A 25,995-nucleotide genomic window follows, 5' to 3' on the forward strand; every position below is an offset into this window, starting at 1 on the left:
CAGAAAAGGCGACACTCGGTTATCGTGCGGCCATGACCGGCGCACGGGGCTCGGACGCCGCCGGCCAGACCAGCCCGGCGGCGACACCCCCGAGGCCGCAGACGGGTCCGGTCCGGTCGGTCGGCGACGTGGCGGCACCACCGGGAGACGGCACTGCCACGGCACGGGAGACCGCCCGTCCCCAGGACGGAGCGGCGGACGAGGTTTCCCGCCCCACGGGCGGCACGGACGAGGTCTCCCGCGCGGCAGGCGAGGCGGACGCCACCGCCCCGGCCGGGACCGAGGTGCTCACCGAAGCGGCGGAACGCAACGACGTCGACCTGCTGCGGGCGCACGCCGACGGCGACCGGACCGCGTTCGCCACCCTCTTCCACCGGCACCGGGACCGGCTCTGGGCGGTCGCGTTGCGGACCGTCGGCGACCGGGAGGAGGCGGCGGACGCCTTGCAGGACGCCCTGCTCTCCGCGCACCGGGCGGCGTCGAGGTTCCGGGGCGACGCCGCCGTCACCACCTGGCTGCACCGGATCGTGGTGAACGCCTGCCTCGACCGGATCCGTCGCCGGCAGGCCCATCCCACGGTGCCGTTGCCCGACAGCACCCGGTCGGCCGACAGCGCCCGCTGGGTCGGTGGCGTGGAGCCGGCCGCGCCGGCCGTCGACCACGACACCGCGCTCGTCGTCCGGCAGGCGCTCGCCGAACTGCCCGTCGAGCAGCGGGCCGCCCTCGTCCTGGTGGATCTGCAGGGCTACCCGGTCACCGAGGTCGCGGCGATCCTCGGGGTCGCCGAGGGCACCGTGAAGAGCCGATGTGCCCGTGGGCGGGCCCGACTCGCCGTACTCCTCGGCCATCTGCGGGCGCCCGAGGACGGACCGGCGGCCACGACCGGCGGGCGGAACGCCGGCGGGAAGGCCGGTGACGTGCCGCCGGTCACCGGTGGGAACCCCGGCTCCGGCCCCGACGTCCGACCTACGTCGACCCGGTCCGGACGTGGCCCGTCCGCCCGGTCCACACATGATCAGATAGTGGCGGAACAGGATCGAAGCCGGACTCCACCCGGCCAGGAGCAGGAGGAACCGTGACCGGCGGCCAGTTCAGGGAGGTCGATCTCGACCTGCTGGCCGACTATGTCGGCGGCGCGCTCGACGGCACCCCCGACGAGGCCGAGGTCAGCCGGTTGGTTACACAGTCCCCGGACTGGGCGGCGGCGTACGCGGCGCTGACCGGCGGTCTCGACGGCGTCCGGCACGACCTGGCGGCGCTGGCCACGGCTGCGGAGCCGATGCCGGCGGCCGTGGTCGACCGCCTCGACCTGGTGCTCGGCCGGGCGGCCCTGGCCGGTCCCGCCGCCCAGGTGAGCCGCGCCGAGCCGGCCGCCGACGCCGGGCCGGCGGACCGGACCGGAACCGACGACCGGACCGTTTCGGCGGCCGGGGCCACCTCGACCGACAACACGACGGAGGATCCGGAGCCGGACGGCGGACGGGTTCCGCGCAGGACCGGGCGCCAACTCCCCGCCGTACCCGTGCAGGCCCGCACCGCCCCGTCGTCGGCCACCAGAGGGCCGGGCCGCCGCCGACGGTGGGTCCGCCGGGCCGCCGGGCCGGTCGTGCTCGCCGTCGTGGTGGTCGGGTTCGCCGGCTTCGCGATCAGCCGCCTGGGCGTGACGTCGGGTAGCAGCGACCAGGCCGCCGGTACGGCGTACACCGCCACCGGCGACGTAGCCGAGAACGCCCCGATGCTCGGTTCCGGGCCGCCCCGGACGGTGCCGGAGCCCTCCACCGAGCGGGTCCTGTCCAGTGGCAGCAACTACACGTCGAGCACGCTCGCCGGCACCGCCGACGGTCTCGCACGGGAGCCGCTCACTCGGGACCCCGTGACCTCGGAGAGCAGCGCGGCAGTGGGCGAGCAGGACAGCCCGGCCGGCAGCCCCGACGACGCCGCCACCGGCGTACCGGACTCCCGCACCAGCGGTACGCCGAAACGGGTTCCCGGACTGGAGCGGCTGGCCGACCCGGCCGTCCTCGCCCGGTGCCTCGACGCGGTCGCCGCGGCCCACGCCCGGGGACCGGTCACCGTCGAACTGGTGGACTACGCCCGGTTCGAGGGCAGCGCCGCTCTTGTTGTCGTCTTCACCGACCGGTCCGGGGTGCGGTGGGCCTGGGCGACCGGACCGGAGTGCGGAACGTCTCCGACGGAGGCCGACGTCACTTATCAGACCCGGGTAGGGTGAAACAACGCCTCAGCGGCCGTTTCGGCGAGGCAGTGACATGACCCACCGGATGACCGGCTCGGGAATCCCCGGTTCGTACGATGACGTTCTGGCTTGCAAGCGCCGACGCCGTACGCGGCCGGCGCTCGGACCGCCATCGACGCGACGCGTCGGGGCGCAGAGACACACATCGGGAGACGGCAGTGGATGAGGTCCGCAACCTGATCATCGTCGGCTCAGGGCCGGCCGGGTACACAGCCGCGGTCTACGCCGCCCGGGCCAATCTCAAACCACTGGTCATCGAGGGTGTGCAGTCCGGCGGTGCCCTGATGACCACCACCGAGGTGGAGAACTTCCCCGGTTTCGCCGACGGGATCATGGGTCCGGAGCTGATGGACTCGATGCGCAAGCAGGCCGAACGGTTCGGCGCCGAGTTCGTCACCGACGACGCGACCCGGGTCGAACTGGTCGACACCGGCGTTCCCGGCTCCGACGCGGCGCACACCGTGTACGTCGGCGAGACGGCCTACCGCGCCAAGGCGGTCATCCTGAGCACCGGTTCGGCCTGGCGCCCGCTGGGCGTACCGGGTGAGCAGGAGTACCTCGGCCACGGCGTCTCCTCGTGTGCCACCTGTGACGGCTTCTTCTTCCGGCAGCAGGAGATCGTCGTGGTCGGCGGCGGCGACTCGGCGATGGAGGAGGCGACCTTCCTCACCAGGTTCGCGAGCAAGGTGACGATCATCCACCGCCGCGACGAGTTCCGGGCCAGCAAGATCATGGCTGACCGCGCCCTGGCGAACGACAAGATCCGGGTCGAGTGGAACAGCGTGGTCGAGGAGGTGCTCGGCGACGACGGCAAGGTCACCGGCGTCCGGCTGCTCAACACACACACCGGCGAGACCAAGACGCTCGAGGTCGGCGGCGTGTTCGTGGCGATCGGGCACGACCCGCGCAGCGAACTCTTCCGCGGCCAGGTCGAGATGGACGAGAACGGCTACGTCAAGGTGGACGCGCCGGGCACCCGGACCAGCGTCCCCGGCGTCTTCGCCGCCGGTGACCTGGTCGACCACACCTACCGGCAGGCGATCACCGCGGCGGGTACCGGCTGCGCCGCGGCGCTGGACGCCGAACGGTTCCTGGCGACTTTGGAAGAAGACTGAAAAGAACCCCCGAGGAGGGTCCAGTGGGAGCAACAAGCGTCGTCACCGACGCCAACTTCGTCAGTGACGTGCTGCAGTCCGACAGGCCGGTGCTGGTGGACTTCTGGGCCGAGTGGTGCGCCCCGTGCCGCAAGGTCGACATGCTGCTGGAGGAGATCGCCAGCGAGATGGGCGACGCGGTCCGCATCGTCAAGCTCAACATCGACGAGAACCCGGAGACGACCCGGGCGTACCGGGTGATGTCGGCACCGACCCTCACCGTGTTCAAGGGTGGTGAGCCGGTCCAGTCGATCGTCGGTGCCCGACCCAAGAGCGATCTGGTCAAGCTCATCGAGACGGCGCTCTGAGGCCACCGCCGTCAGTTTCGTCCCGCGCCCGCATCCGCGACGACGGATGCGGGCGCGGTCGTCTCCGCCCAGGTCAGACGGGTCACGCGTGGTGCTGCGCGGGGCGGTCGCCGGTCGTCGGAGCCGGGTACCGGTGCCCCTCGGCACCCGGTCCGGCGACGACGGGCCCGGCCAGGTCGTTTGGCCCGTGCCGGCTCCGGGCAACAGCGGACGGCGGCGGCAGGGTCACGGTACGCTCCGGAAGCGTTCCTCCCCCGTGAGGTGTACCGGCGGCTGACGACCGGCCGGGGTCCGGGGCATCAGGAACGCCGTGCACCGACCGGAGCGGCCCTCGCTCCGGTTCCGCCCGACGGGGCGGGCAGACAGCTCGCAGGCATGCAGAGGAGGTCGTCCGTGCGTCCGATCCGACGTGGTGATCGCGGACCCGCGGTGACGGAGATCCGCTCCGTCCTGGTCAGCCTGAACCTGCTGCCCGCCGGCGGGCCTCCGGGCGCCGACGACTTCGATGCCGGGACGGAACACGCGGTCCGTACCTTCCAGCAGGACCGGGGGCTGAGTTGCGACGGGCAGGTGGGCCCGGAGACCTGGCGGGCCCTGGACGCGGCCCGCTGGCGGCTCGGTGCCCGCACGCTCTACCAGGCGCTCCCTGACCCGCTCGTCGGCGAGGACGTACGGACCCTCCAGGAACGCCTGTTGGAGATGGGCTACGACGTCGGTCGTGCCGACGGGGTGTACGGCGCCCGGACCGCCCGTGCGGTGGCCCAGTTCCAGCGTGAGGTCGGGCTCGGCCCGGACGGCGCCTGTGGACCACAGACCATGAACGCGCTCCGTCGACTGGGCCGGAAGGTGGTCGGCGGCCGCCCGCAGTGGCTCCGTGAGTCCGACGCGTTCCGACAGTCCGGTCCGAACCTGGTCGGCAAGGTCATCGTGATCGACCCGGGACACGATCCCTTCGATCCCGGCTTCGTGGTAACCGACGGCCGGCTGAGCTGGACCGAGGGTGACCTCGCGTACGACCTCGCCGCCCGGTTGGAGGGCCGGCTCGCCGCTGTCGGCGTACGGGTCCACCTCACCCGGGGTCCCGCGCCCGCCGCCCCGCTGTCCGACCTCAACCGTGCCGAGCTGGCCAACGAGCTCGGCGGCGACCTGCTGATCTCGTTGCACGTCGACGGCCACGTGAACCCGGAGGCGGACGGGGTCGCGACGTACCACTACGGCACCTCCAACGGGGTGACCTCCACGGTCGGCGAGCGCCTGGCCGGCCTGGTCCAGCGGGAGATCGTGGCCAGGACCGGGCTGCGTGACTGTCACACCCACGCGAAGTCGTGGGAGCTGCTGCGGATGACCCGGATGCCGGCGGTCCGGGTCGACGTCGGTTACCTCACCTCGCCCGCCGACCGCGCCCGGCTGACCGATCCACGGTTCCGGGACCGGGTGGTGGACGCCATCGTCGCCGCCGTCCAGCGGATGTACTACCCGGTCGAGCAGGACGTCCCGACCGGCTCGATCGACGTGAGCGAGCTGCGGGCGATGGTCGCCGCCGGCTCGGCCGCCCGGGACTGAACCGACCGCCGGCCACCGGTCACGCACCGGGTCAGGCCGTCCGGCGCCTCGTTGGCCGTAGCGCGGACGCCCCGGAGAGGCCCCCAGACGCCCGCGCAGGGGACCAGGGTGGTCCCGGGGAGGGTTCCGGATCCCGGACGACCCAGGCGAGGGCTCAGCCGGCGGTGGCGCCAGCAGGGCGGCGGCAGGCGGGGACTCAGCCGGCGGTGGACCGGGTGGCCGGTCGGACCGGCCGGAGCAGGCCCTCGGGGTTCATCGAGCCGAGCAGCTTCTCCAGGGCGTACTCGACATCCGACTTCCAGGACAGCGCGGTCCGGAGTTCCAGTCGCAGCCGGGGATAGCGCGGATGGGGACGTACCGTCTTGAAGCCCACCGAGAGGAAGTAGTCGGCCGGTGCGACGCAGTGGCCGGCGCCCTCACCCGCGTCGCCGAACTTCGCGTCCCCGAACGCCTCGATCGCCTTGATGCCGCGTTTGGTCAGGTCCCGGGCGACCCCCTGGACCAGCATGCGGCCCAGTCCACCCCCGGCGAAGGCGGTGACGATGTGTGCCGTGGTCAGCAGCGCGGCGTCGGCGGAGACCGGCGAGGTCGGGAACGCCATCGAGCGGGGAACATAGGCCGGCGGCGCATACATCACGAATCCGGCGGGCATACCGTCGACGTAGACCAGCTTGCCGCAGGAGCCCCACTCGAGCAGCGTCTGGGAGACCCATGCCTCCTTCTCCAGGCCAGGATCACCCGCCTCGCAGGCACGCTCGGCCGCCACCGGATCCAGCTCCCAGTAGACGCACTGGCGACAGGGCCGGGGCAGGTCCTCGAGAGTGTCGAGGGTCAGACTGACCAGACGTCGCGACATCGGCGTAATCCCCAAAAATCATCTCGGAGCGTCCGAAGACCGTGAATATCGCCATCCCCGGGTCACTATCCCCAACGAGCGATGGTACGCCGGAAGTCCGCCGCTCGGGAGAGGAGAGCCCGTACCGGGCATCCAGCGGGACCGGGTGACCTCCGCCGGGGTGATCCCCAGGTCACCCAGCGCGACTCAGCCGGTCCGGTATGTGGACCGTCCGCCGAGGTGAGGACCGGACGTGGTGAGCGGGATTACGATCGACCGACGAGCGCCGATCGGCGAAACTACCGGTCGACCGCCCGGAGGGGCCGAGAGTCGTCGATGCGGACGCGCCCCACCGGGCCCCTGACGACGGCGAACCGCCCAGCGGTGACGGCGACCAGCGCGGGAGACGACATGACCCAGCGTGGCACGGGCCTCCTGCCGGCCCGGGTGTCGACGGCCCGGCAGGTGGTCACCGGCGTCGGCCGACCCGCCCGCGCGGGTCATGGCGGTGACGAGCGCAGCGAGGAGACGACATGACCGGCACGACGCATGACGACTACACGGACCGGTACGCCCGGCGGGTCCGCGGCATGACGGCATCGGAGATCCGAGCCCTCTTCGCCGTCGCCAGCCGTCCGGAGGTCGTCTCGCTCGCCGGTGGCGCCCCCTACATCGCCGCGTTGCCGCTGGACGCGGTCGGCGAAATGCTCAACCAGCTCGCGGCCGAGCAGGGCACGACAACGCTGCAGTACGGCATCGGCCAGGGCACCCTCGAACTGCGCGAGCGGATCTGCGAGGTGATGGCCCTCTCCGGCATCGACGTCGGCTGCGGCGCCTCCCCGGAGGACGTGGTGGTGACCGTGGGCGGTCAGCAGGCGCTGGACCTCGTCGCCCGGCTCTTCCTCGACCCGGGCGACGTCGTGCTCGCCGAGGGCCCCACCTACGTCGGCGCGCTCGGCGTCTTCCAGAGCGCCCAGGCCCAGGTGGTGCACGTACCGATGGACGCCGACGGGCTGATCCCGGAGGCGCTGGAACTGGCCATCGCCGAGGTGGCCAGGACCGGTCGTCGGGCGAAGTTCCTCTACACCATTCCGACGTTCCAGAACCCGGCCGGTGTGACGCTGAGCGAGGAGCGCCGGGAACGGGTGCTCGACATCTGCGAGCGCGCCGGCCTGCTGGTGGTCGAGGACGACCCGTACGGCCAGCTCTGGTTCGACGGCGAGGCCCCCGCGCCGCTGCGGTCCCGGCGCCGGGACGGGGTCTTCTACCTCAGCACCTTCTCCAAGACCTTCGCGCCCGGGCTGCGGGTCGGCTGGATCCTGGCCCCGCACGCGGTACGGGACAAGCTGGTGATCGCCACCGAGGCGCAGATCCTCTGCCCGAGCGCCTTCGCCCAGTCCGCCGTCACCACCTACCTCTCCACCATGCCGTGGCGGCAGCAGATCAAGATCTACCGCGAGGTGTACCGGGAACGCCGCGACGCGCTGCTCGACGCGCTCGCCGACTACATGCCGGCCGGCACCACCTGGACCGAACCGGGTGGCGGGCTCTTCGTCTGGGCGACCCTGCCGGACGGGCTCGACGCCAAGGCGATGATGCCGAGGGCCATCGCCGCCCGGGTCGCCTACGTGCCCGGCACCGGCTTCTACGCCGACGGCACCGGCGGCGGCCACATGCGGCTCAACTTCTCGTTCCCGCCCCCGGAGCGCATCCGCGAGGGCGTGCGCCGGCTGGCCACCGTGATGGAGCAGGAGACCGCGATGCGGGAGGTCTTCGGCGCGGTCACCGGCCCGGCCCGACGCCGGGGCCAGGCCGGTGCCGACGTGCCAGGTCCCGACTTGGCATGATCTCCGGCATGGGTACGAACTCCCCAGGCCAACCCCTCCGCGCCGCGTCCCCGGACACCCTGTCCCAGGACACCGGGCGGTGGCCGGCGCCGCTGCCCCGCGAGGCCACCGCGGAGCTGCGGGTGCTGGTCCTGGCCGGCGGCCTGTCGTACGAACGGGACGTCTCGCTGAAGTCCGGGCGTCGGGTGCTCGACGCGCTGCGTTCGGTCGGCGTCGAGGCGGAACTCCGGGACGCCGACGCGACCCTGCTGCCGGCGCTGCGGGACGACCCGCCGGACGCGGTGGTGATCGCGCTGCACGGGGCGACCGGCGAGGACGGCTCGCTGCGCGGCGTACTCGACCTCTGCGACGTGCCGTACGTCGGCTGTGACGCCCGGGCGTCCCGACTCGCCTGGGACAAGCCGTCGGCGAAGGCGGTACTCCGCGAGGACGGCATCCCGACGCCGGACTGGGTGGCGCTGCCGCACGACCGCTTCTCCGAACTCGGCGCGGTCGCCGTACTGGACCGGATCGTCGAACGACTCGGCCTGCCACTCATGATCAAGCCGGCGCAGGGCGGTTCGGGTCTCGGCGCCGCCGTGGTCCGGGAACCTGCCGCGCTGCCGGCCGCGATGGTCGGCTGTTTCGGGTACGACTCGACCGCGCTGGTCGAGCGCTACGTCCCCGGCATGGACGTGGCGGTCTCCGTCGTCGACCTGGGCGACGGGCCGCGTGCCCTGCCCGCGGTCGAGATCGTTCCTCGCAACGGCGTCTACGACTACGCCGCCCGGTACACCGCCGGGCTGACCACCTGGCACGCACCGGCCCGGTTGTCGGCCGACGCCGCGGCCCGGGTGGCCGAGACGGCCCTGGCCGCACACACCGCGCTCGGCCTGCGGGACCTGTCCCGGGTGGATTTGATCGTCGACGAGGACGACCATCCGCACGTACTGGAGGTCAACGTCTCGCCGGGGATGACCGAGACCTCGTTGCTGCCGCTCGCGGTGGCCGCCGCCGGTCTCGACTTCGGCGAGCTGCTGCGCACCATGGTCAGCCGGGCCGCGCTGCGCCGCACCGCCGGACGGGCCTGAGCCGACCGGCGGTCCACCGGCCGACCGTGGCCCGACGCCTCGACCGCTGACCACCGCTCGCCGCCGGTGGCCGGCTCACCGACCACAGGGACGGTACGGGCGCCCGTACCAGGACCGGTCCTGCCAGGAGACCGGAGTACGAGGCCCGTACCGCGTAGATCCTCGGTCTGACCGCGACGGACGTTCAGAACGCCCGGGTCGCCGGGTCGCCACCGGACGACTGGGATCCGGTCTCCGGCTCGTCGGCCCGCTGGGCCGCCGCACTCTCCGTCGCGACTTCCGACTCCGGCGAGGCCTCGGTGACCGGACCACCAACAGCCAACGGGTCCACCGACTGCTCGGACCGCGACTCCGGAGGCAACTGGTTCAAACTCGACGGCGCCTGCCACTGGATCCGTGGCGGCTCCGCCAGCGGACGTCCACCGAACTCGGCGAGCCAGGCCGCGATCATGGCGAGATTCTCCCGCCACTGCGACTCGGGAATCGGCGGCAGGATGTCGTCCCACAGGGACAGGAAGGTCCCGCGCAACTGCAGTCGCCCGTACGGACGGGCGAGGAACCACAGGTGCAGATGCGCGGCGCCGTCCCCCCAACGGTTGACGTGGACCCGGGCGACGCCGTCCAGTGAGCGGATGGCGCGCTCCAGCCGTACCGTCATCACACCGAGTTCAGCGGCGAGCAGGTTCGGCAGGTCCCCCAGATCCAGGTGGGACCGGGATTCGAGGATCAGCACCATCGGCAGGCCGGTCGGCCGGTCCATGGCACGTACCCGCCAACGCTCGCTGACCCAGATGTAGGCGTCGTCCGGAGCGTTGCAGGAGTGGCATTCGCTGGATCCTTCGCCCTTGCGCGGCGGCTCGACCGCCACCGGGTCTTCGAGTTGCTTGACCTGGAACTCGCCTTCGAAGGGGAAGGAAGGCCACCTCGTGAAATCTGGAACGGGGGCAGGGGTGTGGGGCACGACGCTGACCCTAACCGAGTTCGAGAGCGCTGTCCCTACCTGATTCGGCTGCCGACGTCGGGATTCCACCGGGGCCGCCGGCTCTCCCACCGGGCAGCCGACGACCGGGCTGCGGAACGCCCGCGACACCCCCACCGACCATCCAACGTGTCCGCCGTCACCCCACCGATGCCGCCAACCGCAGCACCTTCGCGTCCCGGTACGAAGCGCCCCAGCGGTGATTTTCACTCCGTCATCCACAGGCTGACACCCCGGTCTACGCGCCGTTTCACGTGAAACCAGGGGTGCCTGTGGAAAACGCCTGTGGATTACTTTCGGCCCCTCACCGCGATCTTCCACAGCCCCTCTCCGACCGTCCCCACCCTCTCCGCCGCTCCACCAACCTCCCTCCGACCTTTCCCTGCCCACCGCTCCCTCCCCACCTCTCCGCCGTCCCGACCTTTCCCTCCCCGCTGCGCTCTTCCCGCCCCTCCCGCCCCACTGCGTGCGGACGACTGGGTCTGGACCGGTGCGAGGAAGCGAAGCAGCGGGGACGGCGGGGAGTCGTGGAGCGGGAGTGGAGCGATCGGGGCGGAGCCACGCAGCACTGGGGACGAGGACGCCATGCGCTGTGACAGCCGGCTCAGCCGCGCCTGGCGCAATCGACGAGGCACCGGGGGTCCGGTCGTTGACACGGACCGGAGGGCCGACAACCCCGCCCCAGGGAAGTCCGAGCGGCTGGATGGCGCGTGGTTTCACGTGAAACGGGTCGAGGGCGGTCTCACGTGAACGGCGCCGTCAGTGCGCGGTTTCACGTGAAACGGCGCCATCCGTGCACAGTCCACCTCGCCGATCCCTCCGGCTCCGCCCGGGCCGACCGTCGTACGCATCGCGCGGAAGCCGGTCGCCGATGCCGGCGTGGAACCGCACGGACGTCAGGAAGCGCAGCCCTGCGATCCGCCCCCGCGAGCCCAGGAACCGCAGCCATCCCAAGCAAACCCGGATCGAGAAAGGGCGGGTCAGCACCTGGCACAGCTCCACGCACCACAAGGCGCACAGCGCCCAGGTCCAATGAGTTGCCGATTGACCAAGCGGGGCAGGCCCACGGAGCCCCGCACCGGCTTGACGGGCGGCGGGGGCTTCGGCCGGCAACCGCACCATGCCCCCTCTTACGCCAGAGGCCGCGTTCCCCGACAGGGAGACGCGGCCACCTACAGGCGAGGCTCGGAGCCCGATTCAGTTCTCGGAATCTGTCTCCGATTCCGAGCCCGTCATACCGATGATGCCGACGATCCGCTCCAGGTCGTCGACCGTGGCGAACTCGATCGTGATCTTGCCCTTGTTGCGGTTGATGTCGACCTTCACCCGGGTGTCGAACCGGTCGGAAAGCCGGTCCGCGAGATCGGTCAGTCCGGGGGCGTGGACCTTGGGCCGTCGCTTGGCCGGCGTCGACCGGGTCGGGGAGATCTCGGCGAGCTTGACCACCTCTTCGGTGGCCCGTACCGAGAGCCCCTCGCGGACGATGCGCAGGGCCAACTCCTCCTGCGCGGTCGGATCCTCCAGGGCGAGCAGTGCCCGCGCGTGGCCGGCGGAGAGCACTCCGGCGGCCACCCGCTTCTGCACCTCCGGCGGGAGGTTCAGCAGACGGATGGTGTTCGAGATCTGCGGACGGCTCCGGCCGATGCGCCGGGCCAGCTCCTCGTGCGTCGCCCCGAACTCCTCCAGGAGCTGCTGGTACGCCGCCGCCTCTTCAAGCGGATTGAGGTTGGCCCGGTGGATGTTCTCCAGCAGCGCGTCCCGGAGCATCGCGTCGTCCCGGGTGTCGCGGATGATCGCCGGGATCGCCGTCCGGCCCACGGCCTGCGCCGCCCGCCACCGCCGCTCACCCATCACAAGTTCGTAGCGGTCGTCGGGCAGCTGGCGTACCACGATCGGCTGGAGGAACCCGACCTCCTCGATCGAGTGCTTGAGCTCCTCGAGCGCGTCCTCGTCGAAGATCTGACGAGGCTGCTTGGGGTTGGGGACGATCGAGTCCAGGGAAATCTCGGCGAACCGAGCGCCGGGGACCGGTGCCAGCACCGGTTCGTCCGGCATCGGCGGAGCGACCGTCGCCGCCGGGGGCGGGGGCGGGGGCGGGGGCGTCACCGGAGTCGGGTCCGCCAGGACGGTCTCCCCGGTCACCGACTCGGCGGCGTCCGGCAGGCTGACCGGAGGTTCGGCGGTGGCGACCCCGGCGGCCGGGGCCGGCCCGGTCGGGATCAGCGCGCCCAACCCGCGACCCAGTCCACCTCGCGGACGGTTCTTCATGCCACGCCTCCCAGCGATCCCCTCGACGACCTACACATTGCGGCCGACAGCCTGCTTGACGCCGCGCATCGCGATCTCCTGAGCCGCCTCGAAGTAGCTCGTGGCGCCCCGCGAACCGGGATCGTAGGTCATGACGGACTGACCATAACTGGGCGCCTCCGAGACCCGCACGTTCCGCGGAATCACCGACTGCAGCACCTTGTCACCGAAGTGGTTCCGGACGTCCTGTTCCACCGCGTCGGCCAACCGCGTCCGCCGGTCGTACATCGTGAGCAGGATGGTCGACACCTCCAGCGTGGGGTTGAGGTGCTGGCGTACCAGGTTGATGTTGTTGATCAGCTGGTTGAGCCCCTCCAGCGCGTAGTACTCGCACTGGATCGGGATCAGCACCTCCTGCGCGGCCACCAGCGCGTTGACCGTGAGCAGGCCGAGCGAAGGCGGGCAGTCGATGAAGACGTAGTCGAAGGTCTCGGGGTGCGCCGCGATGGCCCGGGCGAGTCGCGATTCACGCGCGACGACCGAGACCAGCTCGATCTCCGCTCCCGCCAGGTCGATGGTGGCCGGTACGCACCACAGGTCGGGGATCCCCTCCACCCCCTGAGCCACCTCGGCGAGCGGGACGTTGTCGATCAGGCAGTCGTAGACGTCGGGTACGCCGGCATGGTGCGGCACGTTGAGACCGGTCGAGGCGTTGCCCTGGGGGTCAAGGTCCACCACGAGAACACGGTTGCCGTGCAGGGCCAGGGCGACCGCCAGGTTGACGGTGGTGGTGGTCTTGCCGACCCCGCCCTTCTGGTTCGCGACACACATGATCCGGGGCCGGTCCGGACGTGGCATGGTGACCTCGCCGCTCGGGTTAAGGATGTGCACAGCGCGCATTGCCTCCATTGCCAACGGGGGATCGTCCTGTTCGCGCGACGACGTTTCACGTGAAACGTACGCGTCAGACGCCGGCTCCTCGGTGAGGGTCGGGGGTGGAGCAACGGGCGTGTCGGCCACCGGGGCGTAGCCGGACACACCATGGCCGTCGAGACCGTCGGCCGGCAGCGACGGACTCGCCGACAACACCGCCGGCTGCCCGTGCTCAGTCCTCGGCTCCGGCTGTGCCGGCGGTCTCGTCCGCGCCGGCCCCGGGGTCACCGGAGCACGACCGTGCTCCCCGCCAGCCTGGGGTTGTCCGGTGCCGAACTGGGCGACGGGACCCGGTTGACCCGGCACCGAGGGGTCGACTCGGGGCACCGGCTCCGCATCGCCGGCCCGTCGACGGCGTCCCGGTTCGGGCACGCCCACCGGAGCGGACGCCGTCGACGGGTACGGTTGCCCTGTTCGGCTCTCCGGGTATCCCGGATGAGTCGGTACGGCCGGATCCGGACCGCCGGAGGCGACACGAGCCGTACCTCGGGTGGGTGGCGGGAAGTCGTACTCGGCTGACTGCCCGGCCTGGCCGGGCCGAGCCTGCGGCCTGGCTCGGCCACCGGCGGACCAACCCTCGTAGTCGGTTTCACGTGAAACATCGGCGCCGCCGGAGTAGTAGTCCCCGGAGTCCGTCATCTCTGGATCGTCATACCTACCGTTGTCATGCACCGTGTCATCCCTGCCAACTCGGATGGTGTCGGCCCCGCCAGTGCTCGTGCCCGTGCCTTCGGCGCCGGGCCCTGGACCAGCGTGACCCGGCAAGAAGCAGCGAAGGCCCGGGCGCGGCCCGCTGCCCGGTCTTACACACTATCGACGCGCGGTCAGCCTACGGCCGCTGGGCAACCGAAGCCACGGCTGTTCGGGGGTTGGAAACCTCACGCTGACACGTTTCCCGCCGAGGACCGCCCCGATCGGCGCTCCGCCAACCGGCGGACCGGGTCGCCCACGGGTCGGGGGGGGCCCCCCCCCCCCCGGGGCCACCCACCACCCCCCCCGCCGGGGGGGGCCCCCCCCCCCCCCCGGGGCGCGGGGGGGGCCCCCCCCCCCCCCACCCCACCACCCGGCAGCCCCAGCCCCAACCCCGACAGCCCCACCATCCGGCCCAACCCCCGCAGCCCACACGACCCATCAGCTGAACAAACGGCACACGCCGCCGCCCAACCCCGGCGACCCCAACAAACAGCGGCCCCGCACGCGCAAACCCCGGAAAGCTCAGTCCACCGACCCACGCCGACGTCCGGCCGCCTTCGCCGTACCCTTCGACGCCGGACCGACCAGACGCTCCCGGACCACCTCGACAACCGTGGTCGGCGGGTCGACCACACCAACCCCGCAGCGTCGTACCTCGGGTGCCCCGCCGCCGAGTCGCCGCACCGCCGCCGCGTGCTCGGCCGCCTCGTCCGACGCGGTGGCACCCTTCAGGGCCAGCAGACGACCACCCGGCACGGTGAGCGGCAGGCACCAGGCGGCAAGGCGGTCGAGCGGCGCCACCGCCCGAGCCGTCACGATCTCCGCCGGGACGGGAAGTTCCGCCAGATCCGCCACGTCGGCCAACTCGTACACGTCCTGCTCGGCGGTCTCCGGCTCCGGGCCCGGCCGGCCGACCGGTCCGGTCGGTCGGCCGCCCCTGGTCCGCCGTCCAGCGGCACGGCCACCCCGGCGCCGGTACGCCCCGACCTCCTCGGCCCGCGCCCGCAGCACCGTCACCGAGCCGCCGAGGTCGAGCAGACCCACCACCTCGGCCAGGAACACGGCACGACGGGCCAGCGGCTCGACCAGGGTGATGGTCAGGTCGGGTCGGGCGATCGCCAGTACGATGCCGGGCAGTCCGGCGCCGGAGCCGACGTCCACCACGGACCGCTCGGCCGGGATCAGTTCCGCCACGGCGGCACAGTTGAGCAGGTGACGGTCCCAGATTCGGGGTGTCTCCCGGGGGCCGATCAGGCCCCGCACCACACCGGGCCCGGCCAGCAACTCCGCGTACGCCTCGGCGAGCGGCAGCCGGTCGCCGAAGAGCGTACGGGCCGGGTCGGCCAGCTCCGCCGGGAGCGGAACCGCGGGCGGGTCCTGCGGCACGGGCGAGAACGGCGACACGTTGGCTCCCTCGGACGAGGACGGTGGAACAGAAGACGGCCCGGGCGGCTGCTCGCCACCCGGGCCGGACGTACGGTAGGTCATCGCGGTACTCAGTCTGCCGGGCGTACGACAATCCGCCGGTTCGGCTCGACGCCCTCGGACTCGCTCTCCACCCCGGCGATGGCGTTGACCACGTCGTGCACGCACTTGCGCTCGAAGGCGGACATCGGCTCCAGCCGTACCGCCTCGCCGTGCTGCTTCACCTTCTCCACCGCGTTCTTCGCCACCGCGGAGAGTTCCTTGCGGCGGGTCGCCCGGTAGCCGCCGACGTCGAGCAGGAGTCGGCTGGGGGAGCCGGTCTGCCGGAACACGGCGAGCCGGGTCAGCTCCTGGAGCGCCTCCAGGGTGGCGCCGCGCTGGCCGACCAGTGCCTGCAGCCGGCCGCCGACCACCTCGACCACCGGCCGGCCTCCGGAGACCAGCTCGTCGATGTCGCCGTCGTAGTCGAGGATGTCGAGCAGCCCTTCGACGTAGTCCGCGGCGATCTCGCTCTGCCGGAACAGGTCGGCGTCACTCGTCGCCGCGGCCGGCTTGCCGCCGTTGGCGCCCGCGACGGGCTTGCCCTCCTCGGCTTCGTCGTCCTCGGTGTCCTCGTCGTCCGGACCGTTCCGGTCGTCGATCGCCGCGTCGGCGTCGGCGCTGTCCCCGGCTACCGCTACGGCCTCGCTGGTCTCGGCATCCTCGGTCGATCCCGCCGCCACGACCGGGTCGGTGTCCTCGAGAGGCTGCTCGGCCCGGGGAATACTGGTGTCGGTCACGGTCTCATCTCCGTACTCTCTCGGCCGGACCGTAGACGGTCCCGCTGGTTTCCCGTGGTCGGCGGGAGATCGCCGAGTGCCACAGGCACGTCTGTCGGGCGGCACTGCCCAGCGCGGGGCGCGGCGGAATCCGGCCGGCGCCAGCGCACGGCGGCGGCACGGCCGGAGTCCTGCGAGCGACCGGCCGCGCTGGTGGGCGCGGCCGGTCGTCGCCGCGTCAACCCTGACGCTTCGCCGGTCGCCCCTTCTTGGGCTTGACCGGCTTGGCGCCCGGCTTCGGGGCGAGCGCCCTGGAGTCGACCGCCGGCTTCTGCGGCTGGGCGGCCGTGGTCTTGGCCCGACCGAACCGGCCGGCCGGCTTGGCCTCCTGCTTCGGCTGCCGTCCCGGGCGGCCCGGCTGGGCCGCGTTGCGGGAGTCGGTGGTACGGCGCGAGCTGCTCTCACCCGGGCGGGGCAGCCGGCTGGGGGTGGGCGGCGGCGGATACTTGCGCAGCACCCACTGCTGCTGGCCGAGGGTGAAGAGGTTGTTGGTGACCCAGTAGATGACCACACCGATCGGGAAGATCGCGCCGGAGACCAGCAGCGAGGCCGGGATGCCGTAGAGCATCAGTCGCTGGATCATCCGCTGCTGCGGGTCCTCGGCCCAACCGGTCTTGAGGATCATCTGCCGGCTGGTCAGGTAGGTCGTGGCGATCATGATGGCGACCAGGACGCCGGCGAGGATCTTGACCGAGGCGCCGCTGGCGTTCAACCGGGCGAGCTCCGCCGCGCTCGAACCGAACTTGCCGGCGATCGGTACGTCGAAGAGCCGGGCGTGGGTGGCGCTCTCGAACTGGTCGACCGTCCAGCCGTACCGGGTCTTGCCCTCGTTGATCGGGTCGAGCCGGCGCAGCACGTGGAAGAGGCCGATGAAGACCGGAGCCTGCAGGAAGATCGGAAGGCAGCCCATCAGCGGGTTGGCCTTCTCCTTCCGGTAGAGCTCCATCATCTCCTTCTGGAGCGTCTCCCGGTCACCCTTGTGCTTCTCCTGCAGGGCCCGCAGCTGCGGCTGGAGCGCCTGCATGGCCCGCTGCGACTTGATCTGCTTGACGAAGATCGGGAACAGGATCACCCGGAGCGTGACCACCAGGAAGATGATCGCCAGAATCCAGGACCAGTTCGTGCCCAGGACGGTCCCCGCCGAGACCCCTATGGCGTCCCAGGCGGAGTGCCACAGCAGCAGGATCCACGAGATCGCCCAGTAGATCCAGTCGAGACTCAATTCGGGGCTCCAGTCACATCGGCATGGCGGCGTGCACCCGGCTCCGGTACCGGGTCATATCCACCGGGGTGGAAGGGGTGGCAGCGCAGCAACCGCCGGACCGCCAGGCCGATCCCCCGGGCCGCGCCGTGCCGGGTGACCGCCTCCAGGGCGTACGCACTGCACGACGGGTGGAACCGACAGCGGGCCGGCAGTGCCGGGCTTATCCAACGACGGTACGCGACGATGGGTCCGGCCAGCACTCGGGCACCGAGTGTCATCCCGGGCGAACCGTGGGCTTCGTCGCTCATCGGGACCGCCGCGACGGCTTACGGGGGCTTCGGGCGGCCGCGACCGCGGCGTCGAGGTCAACACCGAGCCGGGCGTACGGGGCGTCGGCGGCACCGGGCAGGGCCCGTACCACGAGGGTGGTACCGGGCGGCAGTCCCCACCCGTCCAGCCGTTCCCGGACGAGGTGGCGGAGTCGGCGCCGGACCTTGTTCCTGATCACCGCGCCGCCCACCGCCTTGGACACGACAAAGCCGGCGCGGACCGGTGGGGGCTCATGCCCCGCACCGGCACCCGACGCCGGCTCTGGTGTCGTCGTGGTTTCTGCGGACAGGTCCGGGGCGGACGGGCCGGTCGGATCGAGATGGACGACGAGTACGCCACGACTGGCGCGTCGCCCACCCCGGATCGCCACGGCGAAGTCGGTGCTGCGCCGCAGTCGCTGTGCGGCTGCCAGCACGACTGCCTACATCCCCGGACCGGCCTTGCCAGCCGTCAGGCCGACAGGCGGGTACGACCCTTGCCACGGCGGGCCGAGATGATGCCGCGGCCAGCCCGGGTGCGCATGCGCAGCCGGAAGCCGTGGGTCTTCGCGCGCCGGCGGGTGTTCGGCTGGTAGGTGCGCTTGCTCACGTCAGGCTCTCCGTCGTCGTACGCCCCGGTCGTGCGACATCGGGGTCATCTGGTGGTCTGGCGTCGGCCGCTCGAACGGCCGGGCGTCGACGCCTCACGGCATCCGGCACCGCCCGACACGGGTACGGCCAGCGATCACTCATCACCCTAGCAGAGGGTGACAGAGCAACCGTCGGAGCCTACGCAGGCGGGCATCCGGCGTCAAACAGTACCCGACCGGACCGGGTCCGGGAGCCGGACCGGCCGGCTCGCCGCCCGGAGGACGGTCCCGCTGGTCAGAGCTGCCGTCCGGGGCCGACGGGGCTCGGCTCGTCGGTGCCTCGTCGTGGCCGGTCGGGCGGGGGTTTTCGCTGATGTTGAGAAGGCGCCGACCTCGCCGCCGGTTGAAGGGTTGTGGACAACGCTGTTAGCGTGCCCGATTGCACGTCAGCGTCAGGGGGTGGCGGTGTCGCTGTCGGGCAAAACCGGACAAGCTCGTCGATCGTTCGACAGGTGAACCCGCGTCAACGCCGTATCAGGCCGGGGGGCGACGGCACGGACGCCCGGTCGGGCGACACAATCAGTCGGTACACAGGTTGTGGATAACTTGTGGATGGCGGCGGCGACTGCCGGCGCCGTCGTGCCTGTTCGCGCACGGTAGCAGGCCCGGAACGGTCGGCCGGGACGGCAAGGCGACCGGAAACGCAGAGGCGATGGGGGTGGCGCGACGGTGGCCGACACGATCGACCTTGCCGCAGTGTGGATGGCGACGACCGAGGAACTGGCTGACGAGATCATCTCAGCACAGCAGCGTGCCTACCTCCGGTTGACCCGACTGCGCGCGATCCTGGAGGACACCGCGCTGCTGGCGGTTCCGGACGCCTTCACCCGGGACGTGATCGAGTCGCGGTTGCGGCCGGCGATCACCGACGCGCTCTCCCGCCGGTTGGGCCGGGCGATCCAGGTGGCGGTCACGGTACGTCCGCCGGACGAGGCGACCGGGCGGGCGTCGGTCCCCGGCGGCTACCCCCCGCCGGGCGGCCCCGAACCCGCCGGCCCGCAGGCCCCGCCGGGTTATCCCGGCGCGCCCGGTGCCGGTTATCCCGGCGACCCGGAGCCGGGTGGGGGATACCCCGGTCCGGGCAACTACCCCGGCGGCGGCCGTTACCCCGAGCCCGACCAGGGCGGCTACCCCGACCCGAACGACGGCTACCCCGCCGCCCCGGCCGGCGGTCCGGACGGAAGCTACGGCCCCGACCCGCGTCACTACCCCGGGCGGCCCGAATCCGAGGCGCCGGAGGCCCGGCCCGGCGGCCCCGGTCCGGGGGGACCGCCCGACCGGCCCGCCGGTTCGGCGCAGCAGCCGTTCGGTGCCGGATCCGGGCAGCAGCCGTTCGGTGGCGGTTCGGCCCAGCAGCCGTTCACGGGTTTTCCACAGCAACCCGGCCGGGCCGCCGAGCCGCCCCGGAACAAGCTGATCCCGGCCAGCCGGGACGGCGGCCAGGAGACGCTCTTCTCCGCGCCCTACCCCGAGCCGTACCGGCCGACCGCTCCGCACCAGGACCGTCGGGGCGGTGTCGACGAGCGGGGTGTCGACCACCGGGAGAGCGGCGCGGCCGGCGGGTTCGGCACCGACCAGCGGACGCCGGACCGGCACCACCACGACGGCCGGGAGGGTGCCGGACGCCCGGGGCTGGGTCGGGACGGCGGCACCGACAGCGGCCCCGGTCGCGGCCACGGGCCGATCGACCACCGGACGGGCGGCCGGGACGACCGCCGGCCCGGCGGGGTCGGCGGTGCCGGGGACGTCGGCGGCAACCGGCTCAACCCGAAGTACATGTTCGAGACGTTTGTCATCGGCTCGTCCAACCGGTTCGCGCACGCCGCCTCGGTGGCGGTCGCCGAGTCACCCGCGAAGGCGTACAACCCGCTGTTCATCTACGGCAGCTCGGGGCTGGGCAAGACGCACCTGCTGCACGCGATCGGCCACTACGCCACGACGCTGGGCAACGCCCGGTCGGTGCGGTACGTCTCGACCGAGGAGTTCACCAACGACTTCATCAACTCGCTGCGGGACGACAAGACGAGCGCCTTCCAGCGTCGGTACCGCGACGTGGACATCCTGCTGATCGACGACATCCAGTTCCTGCAGAACCGGGAGCGGACCCAGGAGGAGTTCTTCCACACCTTCAACACCCTGCACAACGCGAACAAGCAGATCGTGATCACGTCGGACCGGCGGCCGAAGGACCTGGAGACGCTGGAGGACCGGTTGCGGACCCGCTTCGAGTGGGGGCTGCTGGCCGACATCCAGCCACCGGACCTGGAGACCCGGATCGCGATCCTGCAGAAGAAGGCGGCCCAGGAGCGGCTCTTCGCCCCGCCGGACGTGCTGGAGTTCATCGCCTCCCGGATCGCCAACTCGATCCGGGAACTGGAGGGGGCGCTGATCCGGGTCACCGCGTTCGCGTCGTTGACCCGTTCGCCGGTCGAGCTGTCGCTGGCCGAGGAGGTGCTGCGCGACTTCATCCCGGACGGCGCGGGACCGGAGATCACCGCGGACCAGATCATGATCTCGACGGCGGACTACTTCGGGGTCAGCCTGGAGGACCTGCGGGGACAGTCGAGGTCCCGGGTGCTGGTGAACGCCCGGCAGGTGGCGATGTACCTGTGCCGCGAGCTGACCGACCTGTCCCTGCCCCGGATCGGGCAGGCGTTCGGTGGCCGTGACCACACCACCGTGATGCACGCCGACCGCAAGATCCGGCAGCAGATGGCGGAACGGCGCTCGCTCTACAACCAGATCGCCGAGCTGACGAACCGGATCAAACAGAACACCTGAGCCACCCGTACCGCCGGTCGCGAGGCCGGGCCCGGGCCACCTCGGCCACGGACCCGGCCTTTTCCGTCTTCTCCTGCGCCGTCCTGTCGGGTTCCGTCCCCAGGCTGTCCACAGCCGGTTGTCCACTGCGGTGGACAACGCCGTCCGGCGTCGGTGCGCAACCCACAAGCTGTGGACAACTCCTGGGGAAACGTGTGTGGACAGTTACCCACCGTGACAACGTTCTCCACCGATTCCAGCCGCCTGTGTACGACGTGTTGAAGGTTCTGGGGACAGCGGTCGTCGATCTTCCCTCGGCTGTCCCCACAAGTGGGGAAAAGCCGGTGGGTAACCCGGTGGACAACCGGTGGACAAGCGTGGAAAACCTCGACCGCCGGACGGGCTGTGGACCGCCAACCCCGGTTAGCCGGCGGTTGTACACAGCCACCACACCGGTGGATAAGTCGCTGACCTGCGCAAACCTTGGATCTCCACAGTTTGCACAGCACCGATGAAGACGATTGGGTTATCTCTACTAAAGAACAAAAACCAATCACCAGCGTTGGGCATGTTGTGGATCCTTTTGATCCGCCGTACCGGCGGCCACCGATCTGCCGAAGCACCGGGGCCGGACGCACAGCCGATGCGGTCGGGCCCTAAGGTGCGATGGAGACCCCACGGTTGGCGGGGCCGGAAGGCGGCCGCCGGCATGAGACAGTTGTCGCTGATGTCGACCCGGAGGCATGCATGAAGTTCCGCGTGGAGCGCGACGCACTCGCCGACGCCGTGGCATGGACGGCGAAGAGCCTGCCCAACCGCCCGTCCGTACCGGTCCTCGCCGGAGTACTGCTCCGGGCCGGGGACGGTGGCCTGCAGGTGTCGGGCTTTGACTACGAGGTCTCCAGCCAGGTGACCGTGGACCTGCAGAGCGAGGCCGACGGTGCCGCGCTGGTCTCCGGCCGGCTGCTGGCCGAGATCACCAAGGCGCTGCCGGCGAAGCCGGTCGAGATCGCCGCCGCCGGCGCACACCTGGAGCTGGTCTGCGGCAGCGCCCGGTTCACCCTGCCGACGATGCCGGTCGAGGACTATCCGACCCTGCCGGAGATGCCGGGCAGTGCCGGGACGATCGACGCGGCCACCTTCGCCGCCGCGGTCGGCCAGGTCGCGATCGCCGCCGGCCGGGACGAGACCCTGCCGATGATGACCGGCGTACGGCTCGAACTGAACGGCAGCACGCTGTCGATGCTCGCCACCGACCGCTACCGGCTGGCGCTGCGGGAGATCGACTGGCGTCCGGACGACCCGGAGGTCAGCGTCAACGCGCTGGTCCCGGCCCGCACTCTGCACGACACCGCCAAGGCGCTCGGGCCGATCGGCGGCGACGTCACGCTGGCCCTGTCCCAGGGCGCCGCCGGGGAGGGCCTGATCGGCTTCGCCGGGGGCACCCGGCGGACCACCAGCCGGCTGCTGGACGGCGCCAACTACCCGCCGGTGCGGTCGCTCTTCCCGGCCAGCCACAACGCCGAGGCCCGGGTCTCGGTCGCCGCCCTCACCGAGGTGGTCAAGCGGGTCTCGCTGGTCGGCGGACGGACGACGCCGGTGCTGCTCAACTTCAGCGCCGACGGGCTGGTCGTCGAGGCCGGCAGTACCGAGGAGGCGCGGGCCAGCGAGGCGATGGACGCCACTTTCACGGGTGAACCCCTGACCATCGGTTTCAACCCGCAGTACCTTGTCGACGGGTTGCAGAACATCGGGTCGGCGCTGGCGGTCTTCTCCTTCGTCGACGCGTTCAAGCCTGCGGTGATCGCGCCCTCCGCCGAGGACGGCGAGATCATCCCCGGCTACCGCTACCTGATCATGCCGATCCGGGTCACCCGCTGATCGCACCGGTTCCACCGAAGGGAAAGTCAATGCAGATCGGCCTGGTAGGCCTCGGCCGGATGGGCGGCAACATGCGCGAGCGGCTCCGTGCCGCCGGGCATGAGGTGATCGGCTACGACCAGAACCCGCAGATCAGTGACGTGGCCAGTCTCGCCGAGCTGGCGGAGAAACTGGCCGCCCCCCGGGCCGTCTGGGTGATGGTGCCGGTGCAGTTCACCGAGCCCACCGTCGACGGCCTGATCGAGGTGCTCTCCGCCGGCGACATCGTCATCGACGGCGGCAACTCGCGCTTCAGCGACGACCTGCCCCGGGCCGAGAAGCTCGACCGGCACGGCATCGGCTACATCGACGTCGGCGTCTCCGGCGGCGTCTGGGGCCGGGAGAACGGCTACGGCCTGATGGTCGGCGGCGACGAGGCGCACGTCGGGCGTCTCATGCCGATCTTCGACGCGCTCAAGCCGGCCGGTGAATTCGGCTTCGTGCACGCCGGCCCGGTCGGTGCCGGCCACTACGCCAAGATGGTGCACAACGGCATCGAGTACGGCCTGATGCACGCCTACGCCGAGGGCTTCGAGCTGCTCAGCGCCTCCGAGCTGGTGACCAACGTGCCCGGCGTGTTCAAGTCCTGGCGCGAGGGCACCGTCGTCCGGTCCTGGCTGCTCGACCTGCTCGACCGGGCGCTCGACGAGGATCCGGAGCTGACCCAGCTCAGCGGGTACACCGAGGACACCGGTGAGGGCCGGTGGACGGTCGACGAGGCGGTTCGGCTCGCCGTACCGCTGAACGTCATCACCGCCTCGCTGTTCGCCCGGTTCGCCTCGCGGCAGGACGACTCGCCGGCGATGAAGGCCGTCTCCGCGCTGCGCCAGCAGTTCGGTGGGCACGCCGTCCGCAAGAACTAGCCGTGTACGTCCGCCGGCTGGAACTGGTCGACTTCCGTTCGTACGAGCGGGTGGGGGTCGACCTGGAGCCGGGCGGGAACGTGCTCGTCGGCCCGAACGGGGTCGGCAAGACCAATCTGGTCGAGGCGATCGGTTACGTCGCCACCCTGGCCAGTCACCGGGTCGCCACCGACGCCCCGCTGGTCCGGGCCGGGGCGGCGACCGCCGTGATCCGGTGCGCGATCGTGCACGACGGCCGGGAGCTGCTGGTCGAGCTGGAGATCGCGCCGGGGCGGGCCAACCGGGCCCGGTTGAACCGGTCGCCGGCCCGCCGGGCCCGGGACGTGCTCGGCGCCCTGCGCCTGGTGCTCTTCGCCCCGGAGGACCTGGAGCTGGTCCGGGGCGACCCGGCCGAACGCCGTCGCTACCTGGACGACCTGCTGGTCACCCGGATGCCCCGGTACGCGGCGGTCCGGGCGGACTACGAGCGGGTGGTGAAGCAGCGCAACGCACTGCTGCGGACCGCGTACCTGGCCCGGAAGAGCGGGCGGGGGCGGACCCGTCCAGCCGCGGGCGAGTCGGCCGAGGCCGGGTCGGATCTGCACACCCTGGCGGTCTGGGACACCCATCTGGCCCGGCACGGTGCCGAACTGCTCGCCGGACGGCTGGAGCTGGTCGCGGCGCTCGGCCCGCACGTGGCCAAGGCGTACGACGCGGTGGCGGCGGGGCGCGGGGCCGCCTCGATCGCCTACCGGTCGTCGTTGAACCTGGTCGACCCGGTGCCGGACCGTTCGACGCTGGAGGCGGCGCTGACCGCCGCGCTCGCCGAATCCCGGTCGGCGGAGATCGAGCGCGGCATGACCCTCGTAGGTCCACACCGTGACGAGTTGGCGTTGAGCCTCGGCCCACTGCCGGCCCGTGGCTACGCCAGTCACGGCGAATCCTGGTCGTACGCGCTGGCCCTCCGGCTCGCCGCGTACGACCTGCTCCGCGCGGACGGTGTGGAACCGGTACTCGTACTCGACGACGTCTTCGCCGAGCTGGACAGCGGACGCCGGAGCCGGTTGGCCGAGTTGGTCGGTACGGCGAGCCAGGTGCTGGTCACCTGCGCGGTCGCCGAGGACGTGCCGCCGGCCCTGCGAGGTGCGCGTTACCTGGTGAGCGACGGGGCGGTGGACCGTGCCGGCGAGTGACCCCGAGTCCTCGGCGGCGGGGCGGTCCCGTCGCGGCTCCGCTGCGGCCGGGAACGGCTCCGCTGCGGCCGACGACACCTCGCGGGCGAAGCGGCCCCGCGCCGGGTCGGCGTCGTCGCGGAAGACCCGCCCCGAGCCCGTGTCGACGCCCGAGACGACCGCCGCCGGGGAGGGGCCGGTCTCACCGGAGACGGTTGCCGGCTCGGCTGACGGGGACCTGACCGGTCCGGCGCTGGCCCGGGCCGTACTGGATGCCGCCCTGGCACGCCGGCGGGCGAACGGGCCACGGCGCCGTACTCCGGGCGGGACCGGGGCCGGCGACCCGGCGGGTGCCGACGGCGACGGCGCACCGACCGGCGGAGGCAACCCGGCCGGCGGCCGGGGAGGGACCCGGCGGCGGCCCCGGGGCTACTCCGGCCCGGGACCCGACCCCCGGGACCCACAGCTGTTCGGTACGGTGCTCGCCCGGCTGATGAAGGCCCGGGGCTGGCAGCAGCCGGCCGCCGAGGCGACCGTCTTCGGCGCCTGGGAACGGGTGGTCGGCCCGGACGTGGCGCAGCACAGCCGCCCGGTGAAGCTGGAGGACGGCGAACTCACGGTTGAGGCGGAGTCGACGGCGTGGGCGACTCAACTGCGACTGCTCGCCGGCTCACTGCTGCAACGGATCGCTGCCGAGGTCGGCCATAACGTGGTTCGGCGGTTGCATGTGCACGGGCCGACGGCGCCCTCGTGGTCCCGTGGTCCCCGCCGGGTACGAGGCCGTGGGCCCCGGGATACGTACGGCTGAGTCGGGCCAGTCGCAGCGTCGGCATCCGACGGGTGCCGGTTCCGGCGGCGGTACGCCGTCGGCCGACGGCGCGGCCGAGTACGGCCGCCATCCGGGAGGTCGGACGCGGCGCGGTTGCGGCCGGAGCCGCTGCCGCCAGCGGTGCCGGCCGTCCCGGGGTGGTGGCCGCCAGGGCGGGTACGGCGGATGCCGGCGTGACCGGGAT

At 71.9% G+C, this 25,995-nt stretch carries 23 protein-coding genes; 13 read left to right on the forward strand and 10 right to left on the reverse strand.

The window, feature by feature from the left end; genetic code table 11:
• The first annotated feature begins 284 nt into the window (after positions 1–284).
• From sigM to V1633_RS08155, 5 genes are all read left to right on the forward strand, one after another.
• A complete protein-coding gene (gene sigM, locus V1633_RS08135; protein ID WP_331213812.1) occupies positions 285–1,079 on the forward strand; it encodes an RNA polymerase sigma factor SigM in 795 nt (264 codons plus the stop codon).
• Positions 1,076–2,230, forward strand: a complete 1,155-nt coding sequence (locus tag V1633_RS08140; RefSeq protein ID WP_331213570.1) for a hypothetical protein — start codon at positions 1,076–1,078, stop codon at positions 2,228–2,230. Before sigM ends, V1633_RS08140 begins: the two co-directional genes overlap by 4 nt.
• Positions 2,231–2,412: 182 nt before the next feature.
• On the forward strand, positions 2,413–3,369 hold the full coding sequence (trxB, locus tag V1633_RS08145; RefSeq protein WP_331213571.1) for a thioredoxin-disulfide reductase: 957 nt from the start codon (positions 2,413–2,415) through the stop codon (positions 3,367–3,369).
• A 23-nt stretch (positions 3,370–3,392) separates the two neighbouring features.
• Positions 3,393–3,716 (forward strand): thioredoxin, encoded by a 324-nt coding sequence (gene trxA, locus V1633_RS08150; protein ID WP_331213572.1) that lies wholly within the window; start codon positions 3,393–3,395, stop codon positions 3,714–3,716.
• A gap of 393 nt (positions 3,717–4,109) precedes the next feature.
• The gene (locus V1633_RS08155) at positions 4,110–5,279 is read left to right on the forward strand and encodes an N-acetylmuramoyl-L-alanine amidase (protein WP_331213573.1); all 1,170 of its coding nucleotides are present in this window, start codon (positions 4,110–4,112) and stop codon (positions 5,277–5,279) included.
• A gap of 196 nt (positions 5,280–5,475) precedes the next feature.
• Here the strand turns inward: V1633_RS08155 and V1633_RS08160 are convergent, their stop codons facing one another.
• Positions 5,476–6,135: a GNAT family N-acetyltransferase gene (locus tag V1633_RS08160; RefSeq protein ID WP_331213574.1), complete on the reverse strand. Its 660-nt coding sequence runs from the start codon at positions 6,133–6,135 to the stop codon at positions 5,476–5,478.
• A gap of 390 nt (positions 6,136–6,525) precedes the next feature.
• Here V1633_RS08160 and V1633_RS08165 point away from each other — a divergent pair, with 390 nt between their 5' ends.
• Genes V1633_RS08165 through V1633_RS08175 form a run of 3 tightly spaced genes read left to right on the forward strand, consistent with a single transcriptional unit; the run spans position 6,526 to position 9,031 of the window.
• A complete protein-coding gene (locus V1633_RS08165; RefSeq protein WP_331213575.1) occupies positions 6,526–6,651 on the forward strand; it encodes a hypothetical protein in 126 nt (41 codons plus the stop codon).
• Entirely contained in the window at positions 6,648–7,961 is a 1,314-nt protein-coding gene (locus tag V1633_RS08170) for an aminotransferase-like domain-containing protein (RefSeq protein ID WP_331213576.1), read from the forward strand. The genes V1633_RS08165 and V1633_RS08170 overlap by 4 nt, the downstream gene beginning before the upstream one ends.
• An 8-nt stretch (positions 7,962–7,969) precedes the next feature.
• On the forward strand, positions 7,970–9,031 hold the full coding sequence (locus tag V1633_RS08175; protein WP_331213577.1) for a D-alanine--D-alanine ligase family protein: 1,062 nt from the start codon (positions 7,970–7,972) through the stop codon (positions 9,029–9,031).
• A 184-nt stretch (positions 9,032–9,215) separates the two neighbouring features.
• Here V1633_RS08175 and V1633_RS08180 read toward each other — a convergent pair whose 3' ends face one another.
• From V1633_RS08180 to rpmH, 9 genes are all read right to left on the reverse strand, one after another.
• Positions 9,216–9,992 carry a hypothetical protein gene (locus V1633_RS08180; RefSeq protein ID WP_331213578.1) on the reverse strand — a complete coding sequence of 259 codons (777 nt, stop codon included), beginning with the start codon at positions 9,990–9,992 and terminating at the stop codon, positions 9,216–9,218.
• A gap of 1,215 nt (positions 9,993–11,207) precedes the next feature.
• Positions 11,208–12,278 (reverse strand): ParB/RepB/Spo0J family partition protein, encoded by a 1,071-nt coding sequence (locus tag V1633_RS08185; RefSeq protein ID WP_331213579.1) that lies wholly within the window; start codon positions 12,276–12,278, stop codon positions 11,208–11,210.
• A gap of 30 nt (positions 12,279–12,308) precedes the next feature.
• Positions 12,309–13,568: a ParA family protein gene (locus V1633_RS08190; RefSeq protein WP_407951980.1), complete on the reverse strand. Its 1,260-nt coding sequence runs from the start codon at positions 13,566–13,568 to the stop codon at positions 12,309–12,311.
• A gap of 837 nt (positions 13,569–14,405) precedes the next feature.
• A complete protein-coding gene (locus tag V1633_RS08195) occupies positions 14,406–15,371 on the reverse strand; it encodes a 16S rRNA (guanine(527)-N(7))-methyltransferase RsmG (protein WP_331213580.1) in 966 nt (321 codons plus the stop codon).
• A gap of 8 nt (positions 15,372–15,379) precedes the next feature.
• Positions 15,380–16,072, reverse strand: coding sequence for a Jag family protein (locus V1633_RS08200; RefSeq protein ID WP_407951991.1), 693 nt, complete (start codon positions 16,070–16,072; stop codon positions 15,380–15,382).
• A 232-nt stretch (positions 16,073–16,304) separates the two neighbouring features.
• Entirely contained in the window at positions 16,305–17,348 is a 1,044-nt protein-coding gene (gene yidC / locus V1633_RS08205) for a membrane protein insertase YidC (RefSeq protein ID WP_331213582.1), read from the reverse strand.
• The gene (gene yidD / locus V1633_RS08210; protein ID WP_331213814.1) at positions 17,345–17,608 is read right to left on the reverse strand and encodes a membrane protein insertion efficiency factor YidD; all 264 of its coding nucleotides are present in this window, start codon (positions 17,606–17,608) and stop codon (positions 17,345–17,347) included. Before yidD ends, yidC begins: the two co-directional genes overlap by 4 nt.
• 26 nt (positions 17,609–17,634) lie before the next feature.
• A complete protein-coding gene (locus tag V1633_RS08215; RefSeq protein WP_331213583.1) occupies positions 17,635–18,075 on the reverse strand; it encodes a ribonuclease P protein component in 441 nt (146 codons plus the stop codon).
• Between the two features lie 35 nt (positions 18,076–18,110).
• Entirely contained in the window at positions 18,111–18,248 is a 138-nt protein-coding gene (rpmH, locus tag V1633_RS08220; RefSeq protein WP_331213584.1) for a 50S ribosomal protein L34, read from the reverse strand.
• Between the two features lie 709 nt (positions 18,249–18,957).
• Here rpmH and dnaA point away from each other — a divergent pair.
• From dnaA to V1633_RS08245, 5 genes are all read left to right on the forward strand, one after another.
• A complete protein-coding gene (gene dnaA, locus V1633_RS08225) occupies positions 18,958–21,069 on the forward strand; it encodes a chromosomal replication initiator protein DnaA (protein ID WP_331213585.1) in 2,112 nt (703 codons plus the stop codon).
• A 726-nt stretch (positions 21,070–21,795) separates the two neighbouring features.
• The gene (gene dnaN, locus V1633_RS08230) at positions 21,796–22,929 is read left to right on the forward strand and encodes a DNA polymerase III subunit beta (protein WP_331213586.1); all 1,134 of its coding nucleotides are present in this window, start codon (positions 21,796–21,798) and stop codon (positions 22,927–22,929) included.
• A gap of 29 nt (positions 22,930–22,958) precedes the next feature.
• Positions 22,959–23,831, forward strand: a complete 873-nt coding sequence (gnd, locus tag V1633_RS08235) for a phosphogluconate dehydrogenase (NAD(+)-dependent, decarboxylating) (RefSeq protein ID WP_331213587.1) — start codon at positions 22,959–22,961, stop codon at positions 23,829–23,831.
• 2 nt (positions 23,832–23,833) lie between these two features.
• Complete coding sequence (gene recF / locus V1633_RS08240) at positions 23,834–25,003, forward strand: DNA replication/repair protein RecF (protein WP_331213588.1); 1,170 nt, start codon at positions 23,834–23,836, stop codon at positions 25,001–25,003.
• Positions 25,004–25,142: 139 nt separating this feature from the next.
• A complete protein-coding gene (locus tag V1633_RS08245) occupies positions 25,143–25,790 on the forward strand; it encodes a DUF721 domain-containing protein (protein WP_407951981.1) in 648 nt (215 codons plus the stop codon).
• Positions 25,791–25,995 lie beyond the last annotated feature (205 nt).

Source organism: Plantactinospora sonchi, from assembly GCF_036422035.1.
Classification (GTDB): Bacteria; Actinomycetota; Actinomycetes; order Mycobacteriales; family Micromonosporaceae; genus Plantactinospora; species Plantactinospora sonchi.